Annotated in this window: 20 protein-coding genes; 1 reads left to right on the top strand and 19 read right to left on the bottom strand. The window is 43.3% G+C overall.

Annotated features, from left to right (window positions below; translation table 11 throughout):
* Positions 1 to 336: 336 nt before the first annotated feature.
* The 18 genes from CU635_RS00495 to CU635_RS00410 all read right to left on the bottom strand — a co-directional run bounded on the left by CU635_RS00495 (position 337) and on the right by CU635_RS00410 (position 22,541).
* Positions 337 to 1,476 carry an S-methyl thiohydantoin desulfurase family protein gene (locus CU635_RS00495; protein WP_101575218.1) on the bottom strand — a complete coding sequence of 380 codons (1,140 nt, stop codon included), beginning with the start codon at positions 1,474 to 1,476 and terminating at the stop codon, positions 337 to 339.
* A gap of 25 nt (positions 1,477 to 1,501) precedes the next feature.
* On the bottom strand, positions 1,502 to 2,590 hold the full coding sequence (locus tag CU635_RS00490) for a M24 family metallopeptidase (RefSeq protein ID WP_245917234.1): 1,089 nt from the start codon (positions 2,588 to 2,590) through the stop codon (positions 1,502 to 1,504).
* A 121-nt stretch (positions 2,591 to 2,711) separates the two neighbouring features.
* Positions 2,712 to 2,987, bottom strand: a complete 276-nt coding sequence (locus CU635_RS00485) for a hypothetical protein (RefSeq protein ID WP_101575216.1) — start codon at positions 2,985 to 2,987, stop codon at positions 2,712 to 2,714.
* 3 nt (positions 2,988 to 2,990) lie between these two features.
* Positions 2,991 to 4,166: an S-methyl thiohydantoin desulfurase family protein gene (locus CU635_RS00480; RefSeq protein ID WP_101575215.1), complete on the bottom strand. Its 1,176-nt coding sequence runs from the start codon at positions 4,164 to 4,166 to the stop codon at positions 2,991 to 2,993.
* 20 nt (positions 4,167 to 4,186) lie between these two features.
* Entirely contained in the window at positions 4,187 to 5,785 is a 1,599-nt protein-coding gene (locus CU635_RS00475) for a hydantoinase/oxoprolinase N-terminal domain-containing protein (protein WP_101575214.1), read from the bottom strand.
* Positions 5,786 to 5,980: 195 nt separating this feature from the next.
* Entirely contained in the window at positions 5,981 to 7,330 is a 1,350-nt protein-coding gene (locus tag CU635_RS00470; protein WP_101575213.1) for an MFS transporter, read from the bottom strand.
* Positions 7,331 to 7,356: 26 nt separating this feature from the next.
* Positions 7,357 to 8,124, bottom strand: a complete 768-nt coding sequence (locus CU635_RS00465) for an aspartate/glutamate racemase family protein (RefSeq protein ID WP_101575212.1) — start codon at positions 8,122 to 8,124, stop codon at positions 7,357 to 7,359.
* 119 nt (positions 8,125 to 8,243) lie between these two features.
* Positions 8,244 to 8,699 (bottom strand): DUF3830 family protein, encoded by a 456-nt coding sequence (locus CU635_RS00460; RefSeq protein ID WP_101575211.1) that lies wholly within the window; start codon positions 8,697 to 8,699, stop codon positions 8,244 to 8,246.
* A 14-nt stretch (positions 8,700 to 8,713) separates the two neighbouring features.
* Positions 8,714 to 10,474 carry a hydantoinase B/oxoprolinase family protein gene (locus CU635_RS00455; protein WP_245917224.1) on the bottom strand — a complete coding sequence of 587 codons (1,761 nt, stop codon included), beginning with the start codon at positions 10,472 to 10,474 and terminating at the stop codon, positions 8,714 to 8,716.
* Between the two features lie 2 nt (positions 10,475 to 10,476).
* Positions 10,477 to 12,516, bottom strand: a complete 2,040-nt coding sequence (locus CU635_RS00450; RefSeq protein ID WP_101575299.1) for a hydantoinase/oxoprolinase family protein — start codon at positions 12,514 to 12,516, stop codon at positions 10,477 to 10,479.
* 70 nt (positions 12,517 to 12,586) lie between these two features.
* Positions 12,587 to 13,723, bottom strand: a complete 1,137-nt coding sequence (locus CU635_RS00445) for a M24 family metallopeptidase (protein ID WP_101575209.1) — start codon at positions 13,721 to 13,723, stop codon at positions 12,587 to 12,589.
* A gap of 231 nt (positions 13,724 to 13,954) precedes the next feature.
* Positions 13,955 to 14,290, bottom strand: coding sequence for a cupin domain-containing protein (locus CU635_RS00440; RefSeq protein WP_101575208.1), 336 nt, complete (start codon positions 14,288 to 14,290; stop codon positions 13,955 to 13,957).
* Positions 14,291 to 16,045: a hydantoinase B/oxoprolinase family protein gene (locus tag CU635_RS00435; protein ID WP_101575207.1), complete on the bottom strand. Its 1,755-nt coding sequence runs from the start codon at positions 16,043 to 16,045 to the stop codon at positions 14,291 to 14,293. It lies immediately after the preceding gene.
* Between the two features lie 5 nt (positions 16,046 to 16,050).
* Positions 16,051 to 18,093, bottom strand: coding sequence for a hydantoinase/oxoprolinase family protein (locus CU635_RS00430; RefSeq protein ID WP_101575206.1), 2,043 nt, complete (start codon positions 18,091 to 18,093; stop codon positions 16,051 to 16,053).
* Positions 18,094 to 18,150: 57 nt separating this feature from the next.
* Positions 18,151 to 18,696: a helix-turn-helix domain-containing protein gene (locus CU635_RS00425; RefSeq protein WP_101575205.1), complete on the bottom strand. Its 546-nt coding sequence runs from the start codon at positions 18,694 to 18,696 to the stop codon at positions 18,151 to 18,153.
* Between the two features lie 254 nt (positions 18,697 to 18,950).
* Complete coding sequence (locus CU635_RS00420; RefSeq protein ID WP_101575204.1) at positions 18,951 to 19,871, bottom strand: proline dehydrogenase family protein; 921 nt, start codon at positions 19,869 to 19,871, stop codon at positions 18,951 to 18,953.
* Positions 19,872 to 19,939: 68 nt separating this feature from the next.
* Positions 19,940 to 21,505 (bottom strand): L-glutamate gamma-semialdehyde dehydrogenase, encoded by a 1,566-nt coding sequence (pruA, locus tag CU635_RS00415; RefSeq protein ID WP_101575203.1) that lies wholly within the window; start codon positions 21,503 to 21,505, stop codon positions 19,940 to 19,942.
* A 58-nt stretch (positions 21,506 to 21,563) separates the two neighbouring features.
* The gene (locus CU635_RS00410) at positions 21,564 to 22,541 is read right to left on the bottom strand and encodes an ornithine cyclodeaminase family protein (protein ID WP_101575202.1); all 978 of its coding nucleotides are present in this window, start codon (positions 22,539 to 22,541) and stop codon (positions 21,564 to 21,566) included.
* A gap of 251 nt (positions 22,542 to 22,792) precedes the next feature.
* On the opposite strand from CU635_RS00410, the gene CU635_RS00405 reads away from it, so the two are divergent.
* Positions 22,793 to 24,172, top strand: coding sequence for a sigma-54 interaction domain-containing protein (locus CU635_RS00405; RefSeq protein WP_101575201.1), 1,380 nt, complete (start codon positions 22,793 to 22,795; stop codon positions 24,170 to 24,172).
* Positions 24,173 to 24,379: 207 nt separating this feature from the next.
* On the opposite strand, the gene CU635_RS00400 is transcribed toward CU635_RS00405, so the two are convergent.
* Positions 24,380 to 24,772 carry a hypothetical protein gene (locus tag CU635_RS00400; protein WP_101575200.1) on the bottom strand — a complete coding sequence of 131 codons (393 nt, stop codon included), beginning with the start codon at positions 24,770 to 24,772 and terminating at the stop codon, positions 24,380 to 24,382.
* Positions 24,773 to 24,784: the final 12 nt, after the last annotated feature.

Genomic DNA, 24,784 nt, shown 5'->3' with positions numbered 1-24,784 from the left:
GCTAATGAAAGGTGAGCGGCTAGGAATATATCAGTTGGATGGTCATTTAATATGTTTATATCCATGATCCTTCTCTCCTTCATTTTGTAAGGCTGAACTCGACTGAAAACGATAAAAGAATAAATCTTTAAAAATTAGCACTTCGCAATATTCTCATGTTTACAAAGAGGTCATCTAGGGCAGGATTTGTTTTTTATGTGTATTTCCTTAGAAGTTGGGTTCTGTGGTCTCTAGTGGTTGATTATGAAGAAATTCCTGGTTGCGTACTGCTTTACATACCATTTGGTGCTTTCTGGATGATCACCCCCTTTAAGTTGAACAGATCCTATTCAAACACTATTTTATGGCAAATGGATTTTTCAAAGGCACAAAATCCAGATCATACCCAAACGCACGCGGGCCGCATACTTCCAGCGCTTTTTCGGTCTTCATTCGCTCGTGGGCCGGAACGACGACAACCGTTCCGCGGTAACCGTATTTAACGATATCGGTCCGGATCGGTTCAGCAGTTTCAGAGTCTAATACCGTAATCAGGTCAGGAGGCAGGCAGATCAATTCGCCATCGACAGTCAGCTTAAGCCACTCATTTTGGAAATCGATGACAGCCGTACTCCCTTTATGATCACCGAGGCCCTCCATGACAATCTGGCCCATGGAAAATCCTTTTGTACTTTCTGCACCAAAGTCCCTGTTGATATCGACAATTTTTCCTTTAAAAGCACTCCAGCCTCCGGTAATCCGTTCCACAACCTCAACAGGATCATTGTGAATGTCGCGTGCTTCCCTTACCTTCTTCCCTAATTCCAATGTCAGGCTTACGGTATTAGGTATACATGTTTTCCTGACTTGTTCGCCGTTCATCGGGTAACCCGCAATCCAGCTGATCCCGCCATAGGACATGGCTGTTTGGCGCACGATATTTTCTGCCATATAAGCATCTGAAGAATCAACGATGGTGGTAAACCCTTTTTCATTGATCGTCGCTACCGGACTGGCAGATACGCCCCCGATATGGAAGGAAGTCATTTGCAGTTCAGGAAAAGCGCGGCCCATTCCATCTCCATCGATAACAGGAAGCCCCATTTCCCCTGCAACCGCCATTGGCACAGTCGTATTAACTCCGCCGGCTTCAGGCGGGATGACACCTACAAAATCTTGTCCAATATACCCGCTCAGCTTTTCAAAAGCTGTATTCAATTCGTTGCCATTTGGTGTCTTTTCGGTCAACACCACCGGAGCCCCTAAGCATCCGCACATCGCAATCATGGCATCATGCGGGACATCTTCAGGCTTAATTAATACGATCTCTTTGCCTTTATTGATTACGTTATAAGCCCATAACAGGCCGATTTCCGGATCTCCGCCACCGCCCGTGGCAAGGATGGATGCACCTAAAGTAATGTCATATATATCCTGTTTGGTTAATGTTTTATAATCACGTATTCCCCATTTGTCCAGGATTTTGTATACGCTCATGTCGATTCCTCCTTGTCATAAAAACTTAACTGATAAGATTGCGCTTTGTCTGGGTCAATATTTCGTATCCATCTTCCGTAATAAGTACCATATCTTCAATCCTGACAGCCCCTACTCCAGGGAGATATACGCCAGGCTCAATGGTCAAAACCATGTTTTTCTGTAAAATATCGGTTCTTCCTTTATCGATAATCGGGCCTTCATGGATGTCTATTCCCAATCCATGCCCTGTTAAGTGCGGGAAGTATTCGCCATACCCTAATTCATGGATTGCCTGTCTTGCTATGTAATCAACCTCTCCGGCACTTATGCCTGGCCGCAAGGACCTGATTGTTTCCTGCTGGACTGCCAATACATCGTAAAATAACCGTTTTTGTTCCGGGGTGGTTTCTCCTACCGAGAAGGTACGTGTAATATCCGAGCAATATCCTTGATAAATCCCGCCCATATCCATTAAGTTCAATTCATATGGTTTCAATGCCTTATCTGATGAATATCGCTGGGGGAGCCAGCTGTTTTCCCCTGATGCAAGAAAAGGTTCAAATGAAGGGTTTTCCGCGCCTTCTTTTAACATCGCATAGCGGGCAATAGCGGTTACTTCATATTCTTTCATGCCTGGCTTTGCAGCCTTCAGCGCTTCTTGCATTGCCATATCGGCTATATACGTGGATTTTCGAATAATTTTGATTTCCACATCACTTTTGATCGTGCGTAACTGTCCCATTTCTTCTGCAATATTTGTAAAACGGGCATTTGCTAGTTTCTCTTGAAGGTAGTGATAGGTTTCATAATTTAGCTCTGGAAGCTCGACTCCAACCCGGATTTGGTTCCATTGGGTAAAAAAGTCATTTAATACATGAAGATAATCTGGTGTATCCTCAGGAAAAGAGATAATATCTTTGATCCAGCAATCTCTCTCGGCCCGTTTTAAATCCAATCTGGCCACCACATACTCGATTTCTTCCTGTGAAATCAGTAGAATGCTAAACGCTGCGGTATTCATTCGGAGCCCCGTGAAATACCTGAGACTGGCCCGGTTCGTCAGGATGCATACATCAAGCTCCTTGGCTTCCATAACCTTCCTTACACCTTCGATTCTTTCTAGAAAGACCATTGCATCCAAGTTTCCTCACCTATTCTTTTTTGTTTTGTAAAAAGCTGGTTAAACCATGCCCGTTCTTGCATGAAGAACGAATTTTGCATGGTTTACCAGCATTTATGGCAAATCTATCGTTTTACAATAAATCTTTGATCGTTTGTTCCATTTCCGGATTGACTAGGTATACTTTCCTTGGAACACGTGATTCGATATTGTGGGCTGCCTGGCTTGCAAGCTCAAGGACAACCATATTGTCCACAAACGGTTGGCATATTTCATCGATTTGTTCCACTGGGAAACCCAGTTGATCAGCTAATTCTTTTCTTTCAATATATGGCTGATTAAGAACGGTTTTTAAGACAAGCTTATTGTTGTTATCTGCTAATGTTGATTGAATGAATGTAGCGTCCATTATTTATTTCGCCTCCTGTTTTTGTTTTTCATTTAATTTTTCAACAGGGACATAATCAAAGTCATAACCGAAATATCTCGGGCCAAATGCTTCCAGGCCCTTTTCTGTTCTCATGCGTTCATGCGCGGAAATCAGGATGATGGATCCTCGGTATCCGTAACGCATGATATCTGTGCGGATCGGCTCTCCTGTTTCGATATCGACAATGGCGATCAAATCAGGTGTCACACATTTCAGCTCGTTATCTACTCTTAAGTTTAGCCATTCATTTTGAAAGTCCAGTTCAGCTGTCTGTCCTTTGTAGTCCCCGATGCCTTCCATGATCACTTTACCAAGCGAGAAGCCCTTGTTCATTTCGCCGCCGAATTCCCTTTGGATGTCGGTGATTTTTCCATTGAATACACGATAGCCTTCTATATTTCGGGTATTTTTAATGCTTTCAAGGATTTGTTCAACAGGGTCATTATGGCCTTTTCTTGCTTCCAATACTGCTTTTCCGACATCCCAGGCGATGCTCTGGGAGTTTAGGATCGATGTTCTTTTGACATCTGCCCCAGTCATTGTGTAGGTGGCAACCCAGGAAATTCCGCCATAGGACATGGCTACCTTCCGGGCAATGGACTCAGCCATCAAATCATCGTCCTGTGTATCAATAACTGTTGTATTCATACGATCATCAGTCGATACGGTAGGAGATGCGTGTACTCCTGAAGTTGCCCAAGAAGTCATTTGCAGTTCAGGGAATGCACGGTTCATTCCGTCCACATCGATTACAGGCAATCCGAGTTCGCCCGCAACAGCATAGGCAACTGTCGAGTTTACCCCGCCGCACTCCAAAGGAATGGTTGCCTGGAGCTTTTTCCCCATATACGTCTCAAGTGTTTCAATGGCTTTATTTAGCACCTCTTCATTTGGCGGCTTTTCCGTTAAAACAAGGGCCGCCCCTAAACAAGCCGGGCTTGCGACCAAAATATCGTCCGGGATATCCATTGGATCGATCATGACGATATCTTTTCCTTCTTCTAATACCTTATAGGCCCAAAGCAACCCGATCTCAGGGTCCCCGCCGCCCCCGGTAGCTAAAATGGAGGCTCCTAACGTAATTTCCTCGATCGCTTTTTTATCAATTACCTGATAATTGGTAATGCCCCAATCTTTCAAAATGTCATAAACACTCATGTATTTCCCTCCTCAGTTGTTTAGGCAAATACTTTGCCTTTTACGCGTACTCTGACCTTTTGTTTCTTGCCTGGCATATAGGCAAACGGGATTTCTTCCACATCGATGATTTCCTCGGTACCTGCTATGGCACCGGCGTTTTGTACGTTCTTTTTCGCCTGGGCGACAACCCGGTCGATCGCATCGTTTCTGTTTTCAACAGCAAGGTCAACGGCCATTTCGGCTGAAGCCCCGATTTCAGCGATTGTTGTCCCGATTGCGCCTCCGACTTCAAAGTGATTCGGCAGGACAACCTCTGTAGTTCCTTCAATGTCCTGCTGCGGAACTGCGAGAGCTCCCCCTCCGATGAAGATGGCAGGAATCGATCCGGATTCTGTTTTCATTTGGTCAATCGCAATTTCAACTCGTTCCTTGATTCTTGCATTCGCTTCCCTGACTAAGGCTGGTGACAGTGCTTCGATTGCACCCGGATGTGTTACATAATTCGTGTCAAAAATATCCAATTTTCTGCTTAAACGTCCTGTGGCTACCGCAATATCATGAACCGTCAAGATCGGGCCTCCAAACGATTTGCCAAGCTTGACAAGATTATAGCCAACGCTTTCAGGCCCAAGGCCAGTTACTTTGTCCTGCTGGGATTTAATGATCGTACCACCGCCGAGGGCAATCGATAACAGGTCAGGACAACGAACGTTCGTTTTGACACCGCCAATGTTAACGGTAATTGAGGATTCTCTTGGGAACCCGTTTACAATGTAGGCAACATCTGTAGAAGTTCCGCCGACATCAACTACTGCGCCGTTTTCGATGCCTGATAAATAAACAGCACCCCTGACTGACGCAGCAGGGCCTGAAGCGACTGTAAAGATCGGGTATTCTACCGCATGATCTGCATTCATAACGCTTCCGTCGTTTTGCACAACGAATAATTTCGTGTTGATGTTCCGGTCAGCAACGGCTGTTTTGAAGGCTTCCACTGCACGCTTCATGACCGATTTAACGGAAGCATTCAGGATTGTTGAATTCTCTCTTTCCAATAAAGAGATAGAAGCAATCTTATGGGATTGAGTAATGAAGACTTCCTCTCCCAGATACTCTCTGACAATTTCTGCTGCCCTGTCTTCATGCTTGGAAATGATTGGTGAGAACACCCCAGTGATCGCGACAGAGCCCACTTTCCCTTTCATTGCCTTAGTCGCGTCCATTATCGCTTTTTCATCAAGCGGCACAATATCCTTCCCGTTATATTCAGAACCGCCGCGAATGATATGTACATGCTCTTTCTCGCCAAGGGCAGCAACTAAATCTTCCGGCCAACCGGTCATAGGGGGAATGGCTGTCGTTGCAGGGGCACCGATGCGGAAAACTCCTACTCTATCAAGCTTACGTCTTTCGATTATTGCATTTGTTGTATGGGTAGTCCCCAGGGACACCATTTCAATCTTGGAATGATCAATATTGCTTTGCTCGAGCAATGTATCCAAAGCATTAATGATTCCTGTTGTAATATCTTCGGTTGTTAGTGATTTCGTTTTGGAAATAACTTGCTTTCCTTTCATTAACACACCATCGGTAAATGTCCCGCCGACGTCGAAACCAATCCTGATTTGTTCTGACATCTGTTTTCCTCCTCTGTTATTTATTACAAATATTTCAATTTATTAACAAATATCCTTCCTTTTAGCGTTAGTTATTAGGATGAAAAGCATTTTTTATAGTTTGTTAGTTTAGAAAAATCCGAACCCGGAATGAAAGATCATCTTGCATTCCGGGTGAACATTTTTTCAGAAAAATTACTTTCCTACAACAATAAGTTAATGTAAGATTTTTCCTTCGGTTTCTTTAATAAATAGAATCGTGATTAATGTGATGACCATGAACACTTGGATAAATGAGACCGTAGCACCAAAAGCCCATCCCAAACCAATTACAAAACCTATTAATGATGGAGCGACTGTATTAGCCCAACGCTGTCCCGCAACACCCCAGCTGTATCCAACACCCCGTACATTTGTCGGATAGATTTCACCAAACCATGTATTCCATACGCCCCATGCTCCCAAGCTGAAGAATGCCAGAGCAAAGTTAAAGATATATAGCTGGGTTAGATTTGAAGAATATGCAAATGCAAAACCAAAGGCTGCAGCAAGGATTACAAATCCGAACATGACTTTTTTCCGACCGTATTTACTTGTCAGATGCGCAGAGGCAATATAACCTGGAATCTGTGCGATTGCCGATAATGCCACAAAACCCATGCTTTGTCCCATAGATAATCCTTTTTGCTGCAATAGCGTAGGAATCCAGGTATACAATCCCCAATATCCAAACGAAAAAGCAAAGTTTACGACTGTTTGCAGAGTAGTTGTTTTTAACATCTTTCCTTTGAAAATCTCGAAGATGCTACCTTGCTTCACCTTATAAACCACCAACTCTGTTTGATCATCTATTTTTGTATGGCCTTCACTTATGTTCTCAAGTACCTTCTTAGCTTCCGCTACCCTGCCTTTACCTGCCAGCCAATATGGAGATTCAGGAATTTTCGCAATGACGAATGCCCACAAACCAGCTAGTGAGCTAACGAATAGAATAGCTCTCCATCCGCCTAATATCCCATCCAGATTCATCAATAAACCCGTCAATCCGACCGCGATCAATGTACCGATCGGCCATCCTGAAGATAAATAAACAGCTGCCATACCCCGCTGCTTGACCGGGAGCATTTCTTCGTAATAAGGAAAAATACAGGCCAGTACACCGCCTAAAGTAAAACCGGATAACATACGCAATGCATATAGTGTTTCATAATTCGGTGAAAAAGAACTGGCAGCTGAGACGACTCCATAAAACAGTAAACTATACATGATCGCTTTCTTTCTGCCGATTTTGTCTCCTAAGATTCCCCCCACGTATGTACCGGGAATCATCCCTAAAAAGATGGAACCGATCAGGGAACCAACTTGAACAGGTGTCAATCCGAAGTCAGCAGCAATTGCCCCGCTGATCATAATGATGATCATCATTTCCCAAGCCTCAATTACAAAAGCCATGAACAACGCAAATCCTATACCTCTATGCTTTTTCGTAAATGGCATCGTGTGAAAAAAGGACCCTACTTCAACAGCGGTTTGTTCTTTTTTCTTTGCAGAAGCTAATACTTCCATGAAAACCTCTCCCCCAATTAATATTTTTATATTTTTCCCTCTGCAGTTTCGAAAAGCTTAAAATCTCTTACTTCATCTGCAGGAGGTGACTGATACCCTACTTTTTTGCTGTGGGTCCATGCTAATTTTTGCTTAACTTCCACTAGGAATTCTGCATATTTAAATGGCGCACAGCTCGCGTCAATGACTGGTACACCTAATTCTTCCTGTAACGATTCGAAGAAGCCAAACTCTCCTGTGCAGCCTAATACAATGACATCAGCCCCGTCTATCTTAATCGCTTCATTTGCTGCAGCCCTGATTCTTCTCTTTGTTTCTTCGGGATCCTTTTGGAAATCATGCACCCCGAGTTCAAGCGATTTAAAAGATGTCAGTTTATGTGCGAAGCCGTATTTGTGGACGTTTTCTTTCATTTCCGGAATCCATTTTTTTCTGCCCACCAGAATCGAGAAATTTTCTCCAAGCGTTGTGGCAATGTGCAAAGCAGCTTCGGCAGGTGCGGTAACAACCATTTTTTCAGCAACTTCCCGGCATGCCCTTAAAGCGGGATCATAAAAACATCCGAGAATTGCCGCGTCATAACCGTCCTCTTCCGCTTTCTTCACAGTCCTGATCAACTCTGGAATGACCATTGCTTCATAGCAGTTATACTCCACGTGGATCGGCCCTGTACCAGCAAAAGAAACAACATCAACCACTGTTTCCGGACTTTTATAGCTCTCAAATTGTGTTCTGAATTCTTCGTCAAAGACATCTGTGTGCAACGGGTTGATAAATAAAATTTTCTTCGTCAATTCGAACATCCTCCTTTGTTACCTTAAAATTTAGAATTATCTAACTATTTTCTTATTTACAATATTACCATAAAAATTTAAATATAGGTGTAATTATTTATTAAAAAAATAAAATATTTTTAATATTCAAAATACTTATTTGGTAATTTTTCAATTTGTATTTTTTCCGTTCCTTTTAACCAGATTCTTTCCCCGACTGTTCTCAAAAGGTCCAGATGGGTGTAATCAATCTGCGCAAATACGTTTACTGGTTCATCTCCTTTATGGCTCCGCGTATGTTCTGCACCGTAATAGATTGCTAATACTTCCTGAACATCAGGGTCTTTTTCCATTGGCCAATCTCTCCAATAGATCACTTCACCGGCACCTGTTGATATGGTTTGATTTTCTCTTTTAGGGTGCCCATTTGATGTAAAGGTAAAGTTTACTTCACGGCCGGACCATCTCGAATGTCTCGCCACACCGCTACAAGGGAGTGCCTCCCAAACCTTTTGGCAGGTTTCGGGAGCTTTGTCTTCAAGCAGTGTTGCCGGGAAGCTCTCTCCATTCTCAAATGTGATTAAGATCCGTTTCATGTTTCACCGCCACGTCATTTTCCGTTAGTTTTCCGATAATTTGCTGTTTCTTGTTCATCTACTTCTAATACCTCAGGCTTGATCACTACGCCATACTGCTCCAAAGCGGTTTGGCGGTCGATATAGTCATCAATGACATCATCGAGCACACGGCTTGCTTCCCGTTCGAACGGGTGCCCGAAGCCGCCGCCTCCACCCGTTCTGACAATAACCTTATTTCCATTCTTCATCGGTTTTGCATTGACTTTTAAGGCTTTTTCTTCTTTGTCGCCCTCAACAATGGTCACCTCAGGTTTTGCTGCCTCTGCTCCTCCGAACAGTCCCCATGCCGGTGTTTTGGAACGTTCTAACCACAGGTAAAGGAATGCTTCATCGGTTAGCACCTCATATCCGCGCTCTATGCCAAGACCGCCTCGATTCTTGCCTGGACCGCCTGAATTCGTGCGGAAGCCGTAAGTAGTCACCTTGAATGGATATTTATCTTCAAGAACCTCGATCGGCAGGTTCTTGAAGTCACCATTGACATTATTAATCAACCCTGATTGACCGTCATTTTCGAAGAAGCCGCCCCATCCGCCGGCGGTCGCTTCTACGTTCAGGAATGAAGCATTTCTCCTAGGATCCTTTCCGGCAAACGTAATGATCATGGAGTCCCCGTAATGCGCACCAGCACTCTTTTCCTTAAGGGCAGGAGAAAGGGCTTTTACAACCAGATCGATCAGAAGGCCTAAAGCAGAATAGTAGAATACACAGGCTGCCGGCTGTTCTGCACTGAATATTGTTCTTTTTGGCACTACGACATTCAGGGTTTTAAAATTCCCGCCGGTTACTGGCGCATCAGGACTAATTAATTCTTTAAAGGCAACCCGGCATGCTGAAACCGTTTGGGCCAAGCCGCAGTTTGTCATCCCCCTGACTTGCGGGCTGGAACCGGTAAGGTCAATGGTGATATTTTCTCCTTCGACCGTCACTTTGACCTTGACGTTAACAGGTTCATTCGAAACACCATCATTGTCCAAACAGCCTTCTGCCTCATAAACACCATCTTCGATTTGGGCAATCATTTCCCTATCCATGAGCTCGGACTGTCTGAAGATATCGGCAATGGAACGCGTTACGGTTTCAAGTCCAAATCGGCTGATGATCCCATGGAATCGTTTTTCACCTGTACGGCAGGCTGCGATCTGTGCATTGAGGTCCCCTAACGCCGCTTCACTGAACCGGCTGTTTGTGGTGATAAGATTTATTACATCTTTTCGCGGAACACCAGCATCATATATTTTCATAGGCGGGATTCTCAGTCCCTCCTGATAGATTTCAGTCGCATTCATCGAAAATCCTGGATCCTGTCCGGCAACATCAAGCCAGTGGGCACGATTTGCAGTAAATCCAACCAGCTCTTCCTGATAAAATACCGGTGAAATGACAGTGATATCATTTAGATGCGTACCTGTAAGATAGGAATCGTTCATGATATAAACATCGCCAGGCTTATAATTCTCCACACCGCCTATATAGTTGGTATTGATTTTAATGCAATCATCCAGGTTTCCAAGGAAGATCGGAAGACCGGCTGATTGTCCAAGCAACTCGGCGTGCCTATTGAAAATCCCCACACTGCAATCCTTCATTTCATAAATGATGGGAGAAAAGGAGCTTCTCGCAAGACTGGCATTCATCTCCTCGGCAGCTGAAGATAATGCATTCCGGATGATTTCAGTTGTAATCGGGCTTTCTAAGAATTGGTTAGTTGCAACGCGTGTTTTCATTTCCATCCTTATTCTCCCTCCTTGGTTATTTCAAGGTTTCCTAATCGGTCTACGCAGGCCCGGTAGCCTGACGGGATCACTGTTGTGGTTCCTGGATCTTCTACTATGGCAGGTCCATAAAAGCTCTGGCCATATTGTAAATGCTCAGAAGTCAGAACAGGTGTGTTTTTTTCGACGCCATTCCAGATGACTTTTTTGTTGGTTCTGGAAATGACATCTGTACTTGTTTTGGAAATGCTCTGTTTTTCTTCTTCCTTTTGTTTTTCCAGCTTGCCATATCCCGTAATGCGAATGTTGACTGCTTCAACCATTCCCTCGGGATTACTATGGCCATAGATTTTTCCATGCATTTCATGGAAAAGGTCAGTAAGCTGGCTGACAGGTCGATCATTGCTTTCAGATCGGAAAGGAACGTTAACGGTATACTCCTGGCCAACATATCGAAGATCAATTGTACGCTGTAACGTCATATTGTCCGGTTTTACTCTTTGCTTTGCCAATATCATTTTCGTTTCTTCTTTCATTTCTTCATAAAGAACAGCCATTTTCGACTTGTCACCCCTATTCAATGAAGATACAAAGGTGCGGACAGCATCATGGCGAATATCCGTTTGAAGCATTCCCCATGCTGAGAAGGTACCTGCTATCGCCGGAACAAGGATTTTCCTGATTCCTAGAAGATCGGCTATTAATACAGCATGCATCGGGCCGGCACCGCCAAATGCAACAAGGGCAAAATCACGCGGGTCGATTCCTTTGCTGACAGTCAGGGTACGGATTGCATCAGCCATTTTCGCATTCGCAATATCACAAATCCCTTCCGCTGTTTCAAGCACCCCTAATCCTAGGCGGTCCGCGATTTCTTTAACTGCTGCATAAGCTGCCTCCCGGTCCAATTTCATATTTCCTCCCAGGAATCCATCCTCATCAAGGCGCCCAAGTACAAGGTTTGCGTCCGTTACGGTCGCTTGAGTTCCTCCATTTCCATAGCACGCAGGTCCCGGATCTGAACCGGCGCTTTTCGGGCCTACCCTGAGTCCGCCGCCCTCAATCCAGGCAATGGATCCGCCGCCTGCCCCGATCGTATGGATATTGACCATCGGTGTCAGAATCGGGAATTCTTCCAGGCTTGTTTCAGATGTCACATCAGGCTCGCCGTCGATGACCAGGCTTACATCAAAACTTGTTCCTCCCATGTCCACACAGATCAGGTTTTTATAATCCGTCAGATTGCCGAGAGTGATGCTTCCTACAGCACCGCCGACCGGCCCTGATAAAAGTGTCTGGATTGGCATCTGTTTTGCAACTCCGGAAGTCATGACGCCCCCGTTGGATTGCATGATATATAAATCACCCTCCAAGCCTGCTGAACCGGTTCTCTCTTCTAAGCTTGAAAGATAGTTTTCAACAATCGGAGCGACATAAGCATTGATAACCGTTGTGCTCGTACGCTCGTATTCCCGCCATTCACGGGCAATTTCATGGGAGAGCGAAACAGAAATGTGAGGTGCCTTTTCTTTAATGGCATTCTTGATTGCCACCTCATGCTCCGGATTTTTATAAGCGTGCAACAGGCTTACGGAAATGGAGTTGAAGCCTTGTTCTACAATTTGATCGATCACTTCATTTAATTGGTCAAGGTTGATATTCGTTTCCACTGATCCATCCGACAGTACCCTTTCCTCAACTTCAAAAATGTTGCGGCGCTTTACCAGTGGTTCAGGCTTGCGGTATTTAATGCTGTACATATCCGGGCGATTCGCGCGTCCAATTTCATATACATCACGGAATCCCTTCGTGACAATCAAGGCTACATTCGAACCTTTACGCTCTAGAAAAGCATTCAGTCCCGCGGTCGTTCCATGGACAAAATAATCAATGTCCTTAAAATCATCTACCAGATTTTTCATCCCTTCCAATACACCGTTAGCCAGGTTTTTTGGCGTTGTCAATATTTTTTCGGTTTTATAACTGCCGTCTTTCTTGTCATATAGAACCAAATCCGTGAATGTACCACCTATATCGATTCCTAAACGGTATTGCGCCACAAAATCCTCCCCTTTATACAAAGATTTATAAATCATTTAAAGAAATTTCCTAATATTTAGATAATATAATCTAAAATTTGGGCGTACCCTGCCACTTTAACACCTGTAAAGTGGATCCATTTACCGTATTAATGAGATCGCGATTGACATTGTTGAACCTCTTGCTTCCGCTCGCGGTAACAACAACGATATCCTCAATTCTTACACCAAACTTGCCGCTCAGATAAATGCCTGGTTCCACGCTTATGACCATGCCCTCTTCAAGAAGCTGATCATTGTTCGATGTGACGAACGGTTCCTCATGAACTTCAATCCCTAAACCATGCCCGGTTCTGTGGGTAAAATAAGGCCCATAGCCTTCTTTACTGATAATGTCCCTTGCAGTCCGGTCGATTTCCTTTAACGGAATTCCGGGTTTAACAGCTTTCACCGCTTCTTCATGGGCGCGCTTCACTGTTTCGTATACCTTTTGCATTTCTTCAGTTGCTTCTCCCCCAACCAGTACAGTTCTGGTCATATCCGAACAATAGTGGTCTTTAATGCCTCCCATATCGATGACTACTAAATCGCCCTCGGCAATGATGGTATCATCGGATTGATGGTGAGGAATGGCTCCGTTTGCCCCTGCACCTACAATCGGATTGAAAGATAACTCGTTCACTCCACGTAGCGAGAAAAGGCGCTTTAATTCATCAACAACCTGTTTCTCTGTAATACCAGGCTTAATGAAAGTGAAGATCTGTTCCATGACCTCATCTGCAATTGCACCTGAGCGTGTCAGCAATTCAACTTCCTGATCGTCTTTATTTAGCCTTGCCTTGCCAATCACCTTTGTACTGTCCACGAATGTTAGCTGGCTATTAAGGTTCATAAGCGAAAGCAAATTTTGGCTTGGCCATTGATTATCTATTGAAATTGTCCCCCTATCTGGCAGGACTTTCGCAAGCAGTTCAAGAGAAAAGTCTCCATCTTTCCAAAAAACAGTGTCGAATAAATCCGCTGGATGAACTTCTTCTTTTGACATTTCATGGACAACCATTGTTGCTTTCCCTTCCTTAGGGATAACGATCGCCTGTAATCTCTCATGAGAGTCCAACCAGGTACCGCTAAAATAGAAGAAATTAGGCGGAGACGTAATAACAGCAGCATCCAGTTTTGCTTCTTCCAATAGTCTTTGCACTTTTTTAATCCTGTTTTGATATACCAATTTAAAACCTCCATATGTACGAGAAAATATTCCTGAAAAATAAAGCTATGAAAAAAGGCTGACTCAGGAGAAAAAGGTCTGGACCCGAATCACGATGCACGATATATGGCAAACTATTAATCAAATGGCTGCTGTATATATTGTGTGTGTTGAGGAGCCAGACCCTACCTGGATCAGCCTTTTCTAGCTGTAATAAATGTTGTTTTGTAAGTGTTTCTGTGTTGGAAATATTTATCTATTGACAAGGACCCAAACAATCTCACATTCTTCTTGTCCGTCATTATACGCCCAATGTTCCTCTCCCCGGGGAATGAATGTAGCCTGGCCGGATGAAACCCGGTGCTCTTTTCCACCGCTCATTGTAAGAATGGAGCCTTTTAACACCAGTCCATATTCATCCTGGTCATGAGCACCAGTTCCTTCGATCGGAATCCTGGAACCCGGCGGAATGGCAACCGTACCCATCCTCGTGCGGCCGCCATCAATAGTCGATTCATTAAAAAGAGTCTTCATCATAACCTCAGGGCGGTTTTCTGCTTCAAGGTCTATAACTGTTACGATTTTCATTTATTTCGCCTCCTTTGCTTGGCGCTCCGGAGTTAATTCTTTTAACTCAAATGTAACCGGGTCAAGAATCACACCGTAATCGCGATGTGCTTGCTCGAAAGTGATATATTCATTTTTGACATCCATTACCACTTTTTCAACAGGGCGGTTTAACGGATCTCCGTATCCGCCGCCTGTTCCAGTGACAAGGCGTGCCACATCATGTTTATTTAAAGGATACTGATTGTACTTTCCAAACGGCCCGTCTATTTCACCATTGGTCTTGATGAATTCAAAATAATTGGTAGATCCGTCTATTCCTCCATTGGCTCCCCATGCGTTATATTTATGGCGGCCAAAAGAGGCAGTAAAGACCTGATTGTCAGTCAAGGCGCGATAGGAACGGACAACACCATGCCCTCCACGGAACTCGCCTGCACCGGCTCCATCGGTATATAAGCTATACTCATCCACTAAAACACCATTTCGTGTTTCACATACTTCAATAGGGATGTTGAATGTTTCCCCATCAAGGATACAGAATTGTCCGGAGGCTCCATCCTGCCCCTGTGCTGCGCCCCAACCGCCGACAGAAGGCTCGACAATCAAGAAACGTTCATCGGTATCCTGGTGTTTTCCGGTAAGAATCGCCACACATACTGATAAGAAGTGGCCAGCAGACAATCGGTGCGGCACGACAGGTGCCAGGGCTTTCCAAACCAAATCCGTTCCGAACAGCATGGACTCCCAGTACATGGAAACAGGTGCAGGACGGACTGCATTGAAAATGGAACCTTCATCTATAATGACCCTAAGCGGACGGAAGGATCCGTCGTTTACATCCTGGGAAGGATTTGTGACTGCAAGATAAATCGTACGAACAGATGATACTAATCCGGTGAATGTCGTATTGATTGATCCTGTCACCTGCGGATGGCTGCCGCGGAAATCACAAATGAATTCATCTTCTGTGATTTCAACTTTTACCTGTACCCTGAATGGGCCTTCCTCAATGCCGTCATCGTCAATGTAGTCCACTGCTTCATAAACACCCTTCGGCAGCTCTCTTAAAGATTTAAGCGCTAGCTGCTCACCATGGTCCAGTAGGTAATTGATCGAGTCAACGACGGTATCTTTACTGTACTTATCACACAGTTCTTGCACGCGTCTTTCTCCTGTTTTCAAGGCTGCTACTTGAGCCCACAGATCTCCTAAAGAAAGATCCGGAAAACGTACATTCGCCGCGATGATATCAACAACTGCCTGGTTCAATTTCCCTTCATCATAGATTTTCACGCATGGGAATTGCAGACCTTCCTGGTAGATTTCCGTTGAGTCGGTAGACATGGAACCAGCGTCTTTTCCGCCAACCTCTGTCCAGTGTGCTTTATTAGCGGAGAAAGCAACCAATTCTCCCTTGTAGAAGATTGGCATAACCAACCCGACGTCACAAAGGTGGGAACCGCCGCCGCCATATGGATCGTTAATCAAAATGATATCCCCTGGTTTTAAATCACCGGATTTATTGTATTGCTCCAAAGTTTCACGAACCATGAAGGATAGCATCCCGATAAAACCTGTTACCCCATTCCCTTGGGTCAGCAATTGCCCTTTTTCGTCAGTCAAGCCGCTAGCATAGTCCAACACTTCATATATAATGGGGCTCATCGATGTCCGTGCCAAAGCATAGAACATTTCTTCCCCAATCGCAACTAGTGAATCTTTTACGATGTCCAATGTAAAAGGATCTACCTTTGTAACAACTGTATTTGCCATGGCGATTACACTCCCATCTCAATGATTAAGTTGCCATAAACATCCACGGTTACTGACTGCCCTGGGTAAATAACCGTAGAAGCGGATTGTTCTTCCACGATAGCTGGCCCAACAATTGCCGCTTCCGGATCCAGCTTGGCTCTGTCATAGACCTTTGTATCAATCCAGCCATGTTCTTCATACAAAACAGGCCTTACTTCTTTTAAAGCATCCTCTAATGACCCGCCATTGCATTTAATCTTCGCGAGTTCAGGCTTTTTAACGGAACCAAGCGCGATTAAGTGCAGGTTCACGATTTCAGTCGGGGATTCTTCCAGCTTGAATGTGTATAATTGCTCGTGTGTTTCATGGAATTTCTGGATGACCCGCTTCATGTTCTCTTCATTCATTTCCCCGTTTGGAACAGGAACCTTCACTGTATGCTCCTGGCCAACATAACGCAGGTCAACAAAACGTGAGAACAGAACGTTTTCTTCTTTTACGCCTTCTTCCGCGTATTGAGCGATCGCTTCGGTTTCTTGTCTCGCCAGTATTTGATTGAATTCGCCATAATTGATTCCGTCCACCCGGCGAATGAAGGTTTGAATGTAGTCATGGCGAAGATCGGTCATCAGCATTCCCCATGCAGAGAATACAGAAGCTGCCACAGGTACGATAACCTTACGAACTCCAAGTTCCTTGGCAAGTGCCGGAGCGTGCATGGAGCCGCCGCCGCCAAAGGCAACCAATGCGAAATCACGCGGGTCATACCCTTTTCTTACAGATATGAGTTTAAGGGCATTCAGCATATTGGAATTGGCAATGCGGATAATCCCTAGAGCCGCTTCATCAACTGAAGTATCAAAATGCTTGGCGATTTTTTCATTGATGGCTTCTTTGACCGTTTCCATATCAACTTCGTTATCAAAGTTTTTAGGTGATAACCGTCCGACCACAAGATTCGCGTCAGTACTAGTAGGTTCTGTTCCACCCTTGCCGTATGCAATCGGACCAGGCAATGCACCTGCAGATTGAGGGCCGACACGCAATGAGCCGCCGTCATCAATCCAGGCGATGGAGCCGCCGCCGTTTCCGATTTCCACAATGTCCACTACCGGAACCTTGATCGGATAACCTGCCGTGCGGTCTGTACGTTCAATGTTGTATTCTGTTGTTACTTTAACTTCGCCTTTGTCGATCAGCGAACATTTCGCAGTTGTCCCGCCAATGTCGAATGCAATGATATTTTCCTCCCCAAGTATCTGACCCAGGATGGCTGAACCATAAATACCGGCCACCGGGCCTGATTCAACCATGTTAATTGGTGTTTGCTTGGATTGCTCAAACGTTGTTGTGCCGCCATTGGATTGCATGATATAATTGTTGGATTTATTTCCGGCTTCTTTCAATTTATTTTCGAGCCTGTCCACATAAGAAGAAGCGATTGGTTTTACATATGAGTTCAAAATAGTTGTGCTTGTGCGCTCATATTCCCTCCATTCCCGTGTCACTTCATGTGAGGCTGTAACGGCTACTTCCGGCCATAGTTCTTTAATAAGCTTCACCGTTTCGATTTCATGCACCGGGTTGCTGTATGAGTGAAGGTAAGAAACAGCAATGGCTTCGATGTGTTCCTTCTTAAAATACTCGACAATTTCTTGGATTCTTTCTTTTTGTAAAGCCTGGACAACTTCACCTTTATAGTTCAAACGTTCTTCCACTTCCTGCCGTAAATAACGTGGCACAAAAGGCGTTGGTTTTTCATATTGGATATTAAACAAGTCGGGCCGGTTTCCACGTGCGATTTCAAGCACATCCCGGAAGCCCTTTGTTGTGATCAAGCCTGTTTTGACGCCTTTTCGCTCTGTCAAGGCGTTAATGATTACTGTTGTCCCATGGATGAAAGTTTCAAACTGCTCAGTATTGATACCGCTTGCATGAATGACATCCAAGACTCCTTGTTCAAAATTAGGGGGAGTCGTATGGCTTTTCGCAACGCCAATCTTTCCTTGATTATCTACATAAACCAAATCCGTAAAAGTTCCTCCAATATCTGTTGCAACTCTCATGCTTTAACCACCCATCTTCAAATTAATCTATTTTGCATACATTATTTAAAAGACGTATTAAAAAATAACTGGTGTTACTACACTTAGAACCTTCACATCATGGTTCAGTGGATTGTGCATTGAATGTGGGATAGTGGATGGAAAATGAATGGAATCTCCAGATTTAACGATATATTCCTTTCCATCTACATCAAAAACAACGACCCCTTCTAAAACGTAATAAAATTCTTCACCTGAATGACTCATTTTTTTCCCGGTAGACTGCTCTGCTGGTAAAGTTACCAACAAAGGTTCAATAGTCCTTCCTGGAAATTCCCCTGCCAATCTAGTATAAATAGAGCCTGAACCTTCAATTCGAAAAGGCTTTTGCTCATCGACTTTTACTTGATAATTTTTATTTGCATAATCCTCGAAAAAGCTCGCTATAGGTACATCAACAGCATCAGCTATCTTTTTTAACGAGGTAATAGCAATCGATGATGAAGCGCGTTCTACTTGTGATAAGAAACTAATAGATAACCCTGTTTTTTCACTCAACTCCTTTAATGTAAGTTTTCTTTCCAATCTCCACTCTCTAATTCTTTTAGATATTTCTTCTTCCAATTGTTAAACCTCCAGCTAACTTAGACCTGTAATAAACTTGATGTTATACTTTAATATAAAAATTTTTACAGTATTACTGTATTTTTTCTTATCTTATCACATTATTTTCGTAATTGACAATGTTTTTTAAATAATTTGAATATTTTTATTCTACTTATCTTATTACTACCCCGCATATAATTTACAGCACTCGAAACAACGGTAAAAGCTTGCATTGTCTGAAAATATCAATAAACAATGCAAGCTTTATTGTACTATTTTGAAAAAAAGCCCTTAAGAGCGAAAGCTACATTTTGGGGTCTCTCTGCAAGCCTCCGCATAAAATATCCGAACCAATCATCCCCGAAAGGAATATAAACACGCATTTTGTACCCTTCACTAACCAAACTTTTCTGCATGTCTGTCCTGAAGCCATATAGCATTTGAAATTCAAATTGTTCATTTGGAATATTGTTTTCCTTCACAAATTTTTTTACTTTAGCAATTATATGATGATCATGTGAAGCCACCGCCGTGTAGCTGCCGCTTAATAGATGCTCTTTAATAATCGCCATATAGTTTTCATCAATCTGTGCTTTATCTTGATAAGCAACCTCTGGTGATTCTTTATAAGCACCCTTCACTAAACGAAGTGGAATGCCTTTCAGTTCCTTCATATCTTTTTCAGTTCTGTGCAAATAAGCCTGGATGACGGTACCCACATTATCGAAGCCATATTTTTCGCGTAGCTCCCACAGGATATCTAACGTTACCTGGCAATGTGAATAATCCTCCATATCAATTCTGACAAAGTTGTTGGTCCTCTTTGCTGTTTCAAGGATCCTGCGCATGTTATCAACACAAAACTCGCGGTCGATATCCAAGCCAAGCTGAGTCATTTTTACGGATAAATTGCTGTTTACGCCTTCTCTTGCAATGGCTTCCAGTGTCCTCACGTTATAATCCGTTGCTTCAATTGCCTCATCCCTGCTCGAAACAAACTCGCCCAAGTGGTCAAGGGTACAAACCAGGCCTTTTTTATTGGACTCTTTCACTGTTTGAATAGCACTGTCAATCGTTACACCTGCAACAACCTGGGATGCCCCAAATTTTAAGCCCCATTTTTTTGCCGCCTTATTTAAGCCTTTGTTTTGCGAAACATAGAGAAAAAAATTCTTTGAAACTGTTGCTAACATTGTTTTTCCCTCCAAGATGAATTTTCTAATTTATATATCACTCACCCCATGAAATACAGGCATTTCTATTAACGAAGCTGTTCACCTGTTGTTTTTGCTTGCATGTGCAAAATGAGGTAATCAGGGCCTCCTGCCTTCGAGTCGGTTCCTGACATATTAAAGCCGCCAAATGGCTGGTATCCAACAATCGCTCCCGTACATCCGCGGTTAAAATACAGATTCCCAACATGGAATTCTTCCTTTGCCCGTTCGATATGATCGCGGTTATTTGATATCAATGCGCCTGTCAGCCCATACTCCGTGTTATTGGCGATTTCCAGCATATGGTCAAAGTCGCGCGCCTTACAGATCGCAAGAACAGGTCCAAAAATTTCTTCCTGCATCAAACGGGCTTTTTCGTCCACATCTACAAATACTGTCGGCTGGATGAAGTATCCTTTGGAGTCATCTCCTTCTCCACCTGCCACTAATCTGCCTTCTTCCTTACCAATGCCAATATACTTCTTAACCTTATTGAAAGATGCCTTGTCGATCACAGGACCCATGTATGTGTTCATGTCTTCAGGATTTCCGACACTTAAAGTCCTCGTTAATGCGATAACCTTGGCTACCACTTCATCATATACATCCTGGTGGATGACTGCTCTGGAACCGGCGGAACATTTTTGTCCGGAGAAGCCAAATGCCGAATAAACAATGGATGAGGCTGCTAATTCCAAGTCCGCATCCTTGTCCACGACAACTGTATCTTTTCCGCCCATTTCAGCTATCACACGCTTTAACCAGATTTGGCCAGGATGTACTTTTGCAGCTCTTTCGTAAATACGGCAGCCGACTTCACGTGAACCTGTGAAGGAAACAAAACGGGTCTTCGGATGATCAACAAGGTAATCGCCTACTTCCGCACCACTTCCAGGAATATAGTTAAGTACGCCCTTTGGAAGGCCTGCTTCTTCCATTACTTCAACGAATTTCGCAGCCACTACCGGCGTATTGTTGGATGGTTTCAACAGAATCGTATTCCCTGCTACAATGGCCGCTACAGCCGTTCCAGCCATGATAGCCAGCGGGAAGTTAAATGGTGAAATAATGATCCCTACACCCAGAGGGATATAATTATATTTGTTTATTTCCCCATCACGGCTAAGAACTGGTATACCATCTTTTAATTGCAGCATCTGGCGGGCATAGAACTCAAGGAAATCAATCGCTTCCGCTGTATCCGCATCGGCTTCCTTCCAAGGCTTTCCGGCTTCTTTAACAAGATAGCTTGAGAATTCATGTTTACGCTTTCGAATAATATCGGCCGCACGGAACAGGATATCAGCACGTGCTTCCGGATCCTCCTTTTTCCAAGTTTCAAACATACTCAGAGCGGCCTGCATTGCTTGTTCAGCCAGCTCTTTATTCGCTTTGGAAACCCTGCCGATCACTTCTTCTTTATTTGCCGGGTTGATTGATATGATTTTTTCATCCGTTATGATACGTTCTCCACCAATGATAAGTGGATACTCTTTTCCTAGCTGTGAATCTACCAGCCTTAATGCTTCTTCAAATGACTGCTTGTTTTCCTTTAATGAAAAATCCATAAATGGTTCATGCTTATATTCAGAAATTTTGTTTTTTGTTATCATGCTAATTCTCTCCTTTTAAATGATTGACTTATAGAATTCCAGATAATAAACAGTGGGATTACCACTGAATTCTGGTCCCTATATCGTTTTTCAATGCTTTTTCATATAAATATTTGGCAACGACGATGTCCGCGATGGCGAGTCCCACTGACTTGAATATGGTAATTTCCTGGTCGTTTTCCCTTCCGGTCCGTTCACCGCTGACCAATTCGCCAAGCTCAGCATAGATATTATTTTCGCCAAAGACCCCTTCCCGGATTGGAATTTGCAAATCCCCTGTTTCCTCCAAAGCGGCATCCCTCGCTTCCACCACTACCTTGTCAGCTGCAGAAATGGCATGCGACGGCAGCTCCTGCATCGTCGGCCGGAATGAACCGACTGCATTCACATGAACTCCAGCGTGTAACGGTTCCGAAAAAACAGGTTCCGAAGAACTGGTGGCAGTGACGATAATATCGGCTTTTCGGACTGCTTCATTGGGATCTGAATACACTCGCACTTTTTTGTTAAATTCCCTACTAACCAGTTCCGCAAATTTGTTGGCTTTTTGTTCAGTACGGTTATACAGGATGATATTTTCAATATCCCGTACAGCCAGCACTGCTTCCAATAGACCCCTGGCTTGTTCCCCTGTTCCGATGATCGTAAGCGTTTTGGAATCCTGGCGCGATAAATGCTTCGTCGCTACTCCTGAAAGGGCGCCAGTTCGAATCATTGTTAAAAAGGAACCTTCCAGCAGGGCAAGCGGTTCACCTGTATCAAACTCAAAAAGCAAGACCATACCATTTATCGTTTTCTTTCCTGAGTTTTTATTGCTTGGCACCACCGTTACCACTTTCAATCCTAAGGTGCCAAGCTGTTCTGCAACCGACGGCATGACTAATGCAGTGTTTTGCCCATTCCCGAATTGCAATGAGCCGCGGATAGGCGTTACAGTACGGGAAGCCGAAAATTCATGCAAAGCCACTGCCGCCTGTTCAATGACTTCCTTCATATCTACCAAACTTCTTTGTTCTTGACCATTGATCACTAACATCCCACCCCCCCTTTCTTTCTCCTGATGGTCCAGACTTTCTCTTCCCTTTGTTTGTTTTCACGTTGTTTATAAGGTTTTTACCTTTGCTCTTTATACATGCAAGAAGTGTGCCAATTTCAAAACCTTTACTTTTTTTAATTTTCTGCAAGTTTTGTTTACAATATGGCTGTAAGAGTGTATTCTTTTATAGACAAAATTGCATACCTAGTGTTTATTTTGTATACACTTTTCGATTAATGAGGTGATTTTTTTTGAAACAAAAGGATTCCTTTGCCCTTCATACCCTGCACACCTTGTTGTCTTCATTGGAAGAAGCGATTTCAATCATTAATATGGAAGGAGAAATGATTTTTTGGAACGAGGCAGCAGAGAACACTTATCAAATAAAGAAAGAAAAGATCATCGGAAAAAACATTCAGGAGTTTTTCGAACAAGAGGATATCATGAACTTAAAGGTTCTCCAAAGCCAGCACTCCGTACGGGATATGTATCATATTCCACGACCCGACAAGCATGTATTAATAAGTGCCTCTCCAATCTACAATGAAAATAATGAACTGATAGGAAGTATGTCAGTGGAAAAAGATATTACCTCCACCATCAAGTTAAACGAAAAGCTAACAACAACTTCTACAGAATTACAACAGCTAAAACAACGAATCAATAATAATCATACCGAAGATCCATTTAATAAATTAATAGGGAAAAACACAGATATTCAACGAATTATTCTAGATGCAAAAAAAGTAGCCAAGACCGATGCCACCATTCTTATCAATGGAGAAAGCGGAGTTGGCAAAGAACTGTTTGCACAAGCAATCCAAGAAGAAAGTTTGCGAAATAATAAGCCGTTTATTGCCATTAATTGCGGCGCAATTCCGCCTGCTTTATTTGAAAGTGAACTATTTGGTTATGAAGCTGGAGCCTATACGGGAGCTTCGAAAGGCGGCAGGCCTGGAAAATTGGAATTAGCAAGTGGAGGTACTCTATTTTTAGACGAGGTCGGGGAGCTTCCACTTGATATGCAGGTAAAATTATTGAGGGCCCTACAGGAAAAAGAAATATATCGAATTGGTGGCCAAGCTCCGAAAAAGGTCGACGTGAGAATTATTGCTGCCACTAATCGAACTCTAGAAAATATGATAGAAGAAGGAAAATTCCGGTCTGATCTATTTTATAGGCTCAACGTTTTTTCTATTGATATTCCTCCTCTCCGAGAACGCATTGATGACATCCCTTACCTGATTGATCATTTCTTTAAAGATCTCACGTTGAAGTATAGCAAACCGATACCTGCCGTACATAAGGAAGCTCTGAATCGGTTAAGTTGCTACCATTGGCCAGGCAATATACGTGAATTACGCAATCTGGTTGAAAGGATAGTCATTCTAAACGAAAGCAATGAAATTACTGAAAAAGACATTTCCCTGCTGCTGCCGAAAACAAAGGATTACTCAACGCCGTCCGGAAAAATTGTTCTGACACTTTCTCTTGAAAAAGAACGACTAGAGAAGGAACGTATACTTCAGACCCTTCAAAAGACATATGGTAATAAAAGCATTACCGCTAGTGAATTAGGAATGTCGCGAGCAACACTGTATAAAAAGATGAGAAAATACGGGATTGAATGAACACAATTCTTGAGAGGTTCCAGGCTCGATCTCTGTGTTTACAACTCTAGATAACTTGAGTATCTTGTGTTAGCTGTTTCAATTCAAAAACTAATACTCAATTTCGAAAAATATAAATTTTAGGGAAACATAATTATAAACTTTTAAATTCAAAAGAGCCTGGTGATCCCAAGCTCTTTTGAAATTCAAATGGTTATAACAGAAAGACTACCCATTGGATTTAAGATCTGTTTGTCTTTCAGATTTCATCCTTACATAATGAGTAGAATACATCCCCTCCATATGTGGATTCCCTGTTTTTGAAAAACGAAGCGGGCGCTTTGCCCCTTTGCCCCATTGCATATATACTGTTTTCGATGATTTAAGCTCTTCTTTTCTTGCAAATTTTTCTAATGTCTGGAGAGTGTGATGTAATTTTGAGAGATTTCCGATCGTCACCCTCTCTAAATACGGAATCTTCCCGAATCTCCACTCTTCCACTTGTTTTTTGGTCAGCCGGTCCATTTTTATAAGCAGATCGACAGGACTGACGTATCCTTTTTCATGTAGAAGTTCTGAAGCACAGCTATATACTTTCTTTTCAATATCCTTTCTGCTCACTGCTATTCTCCT

Source organism: Bacillus canaveralius (assembly GCF_002860125.1).
Classification (GTDB): domain Bacteria; phylum Bacillota; class Bacilli; order Bacillales; family Cytobacillaceae; genus Bacillus_BJ; species Bacillus_BJ canaveralius.
This window is presented reverse-complemented; position numbering and strand designations above follow the sequence as displayed.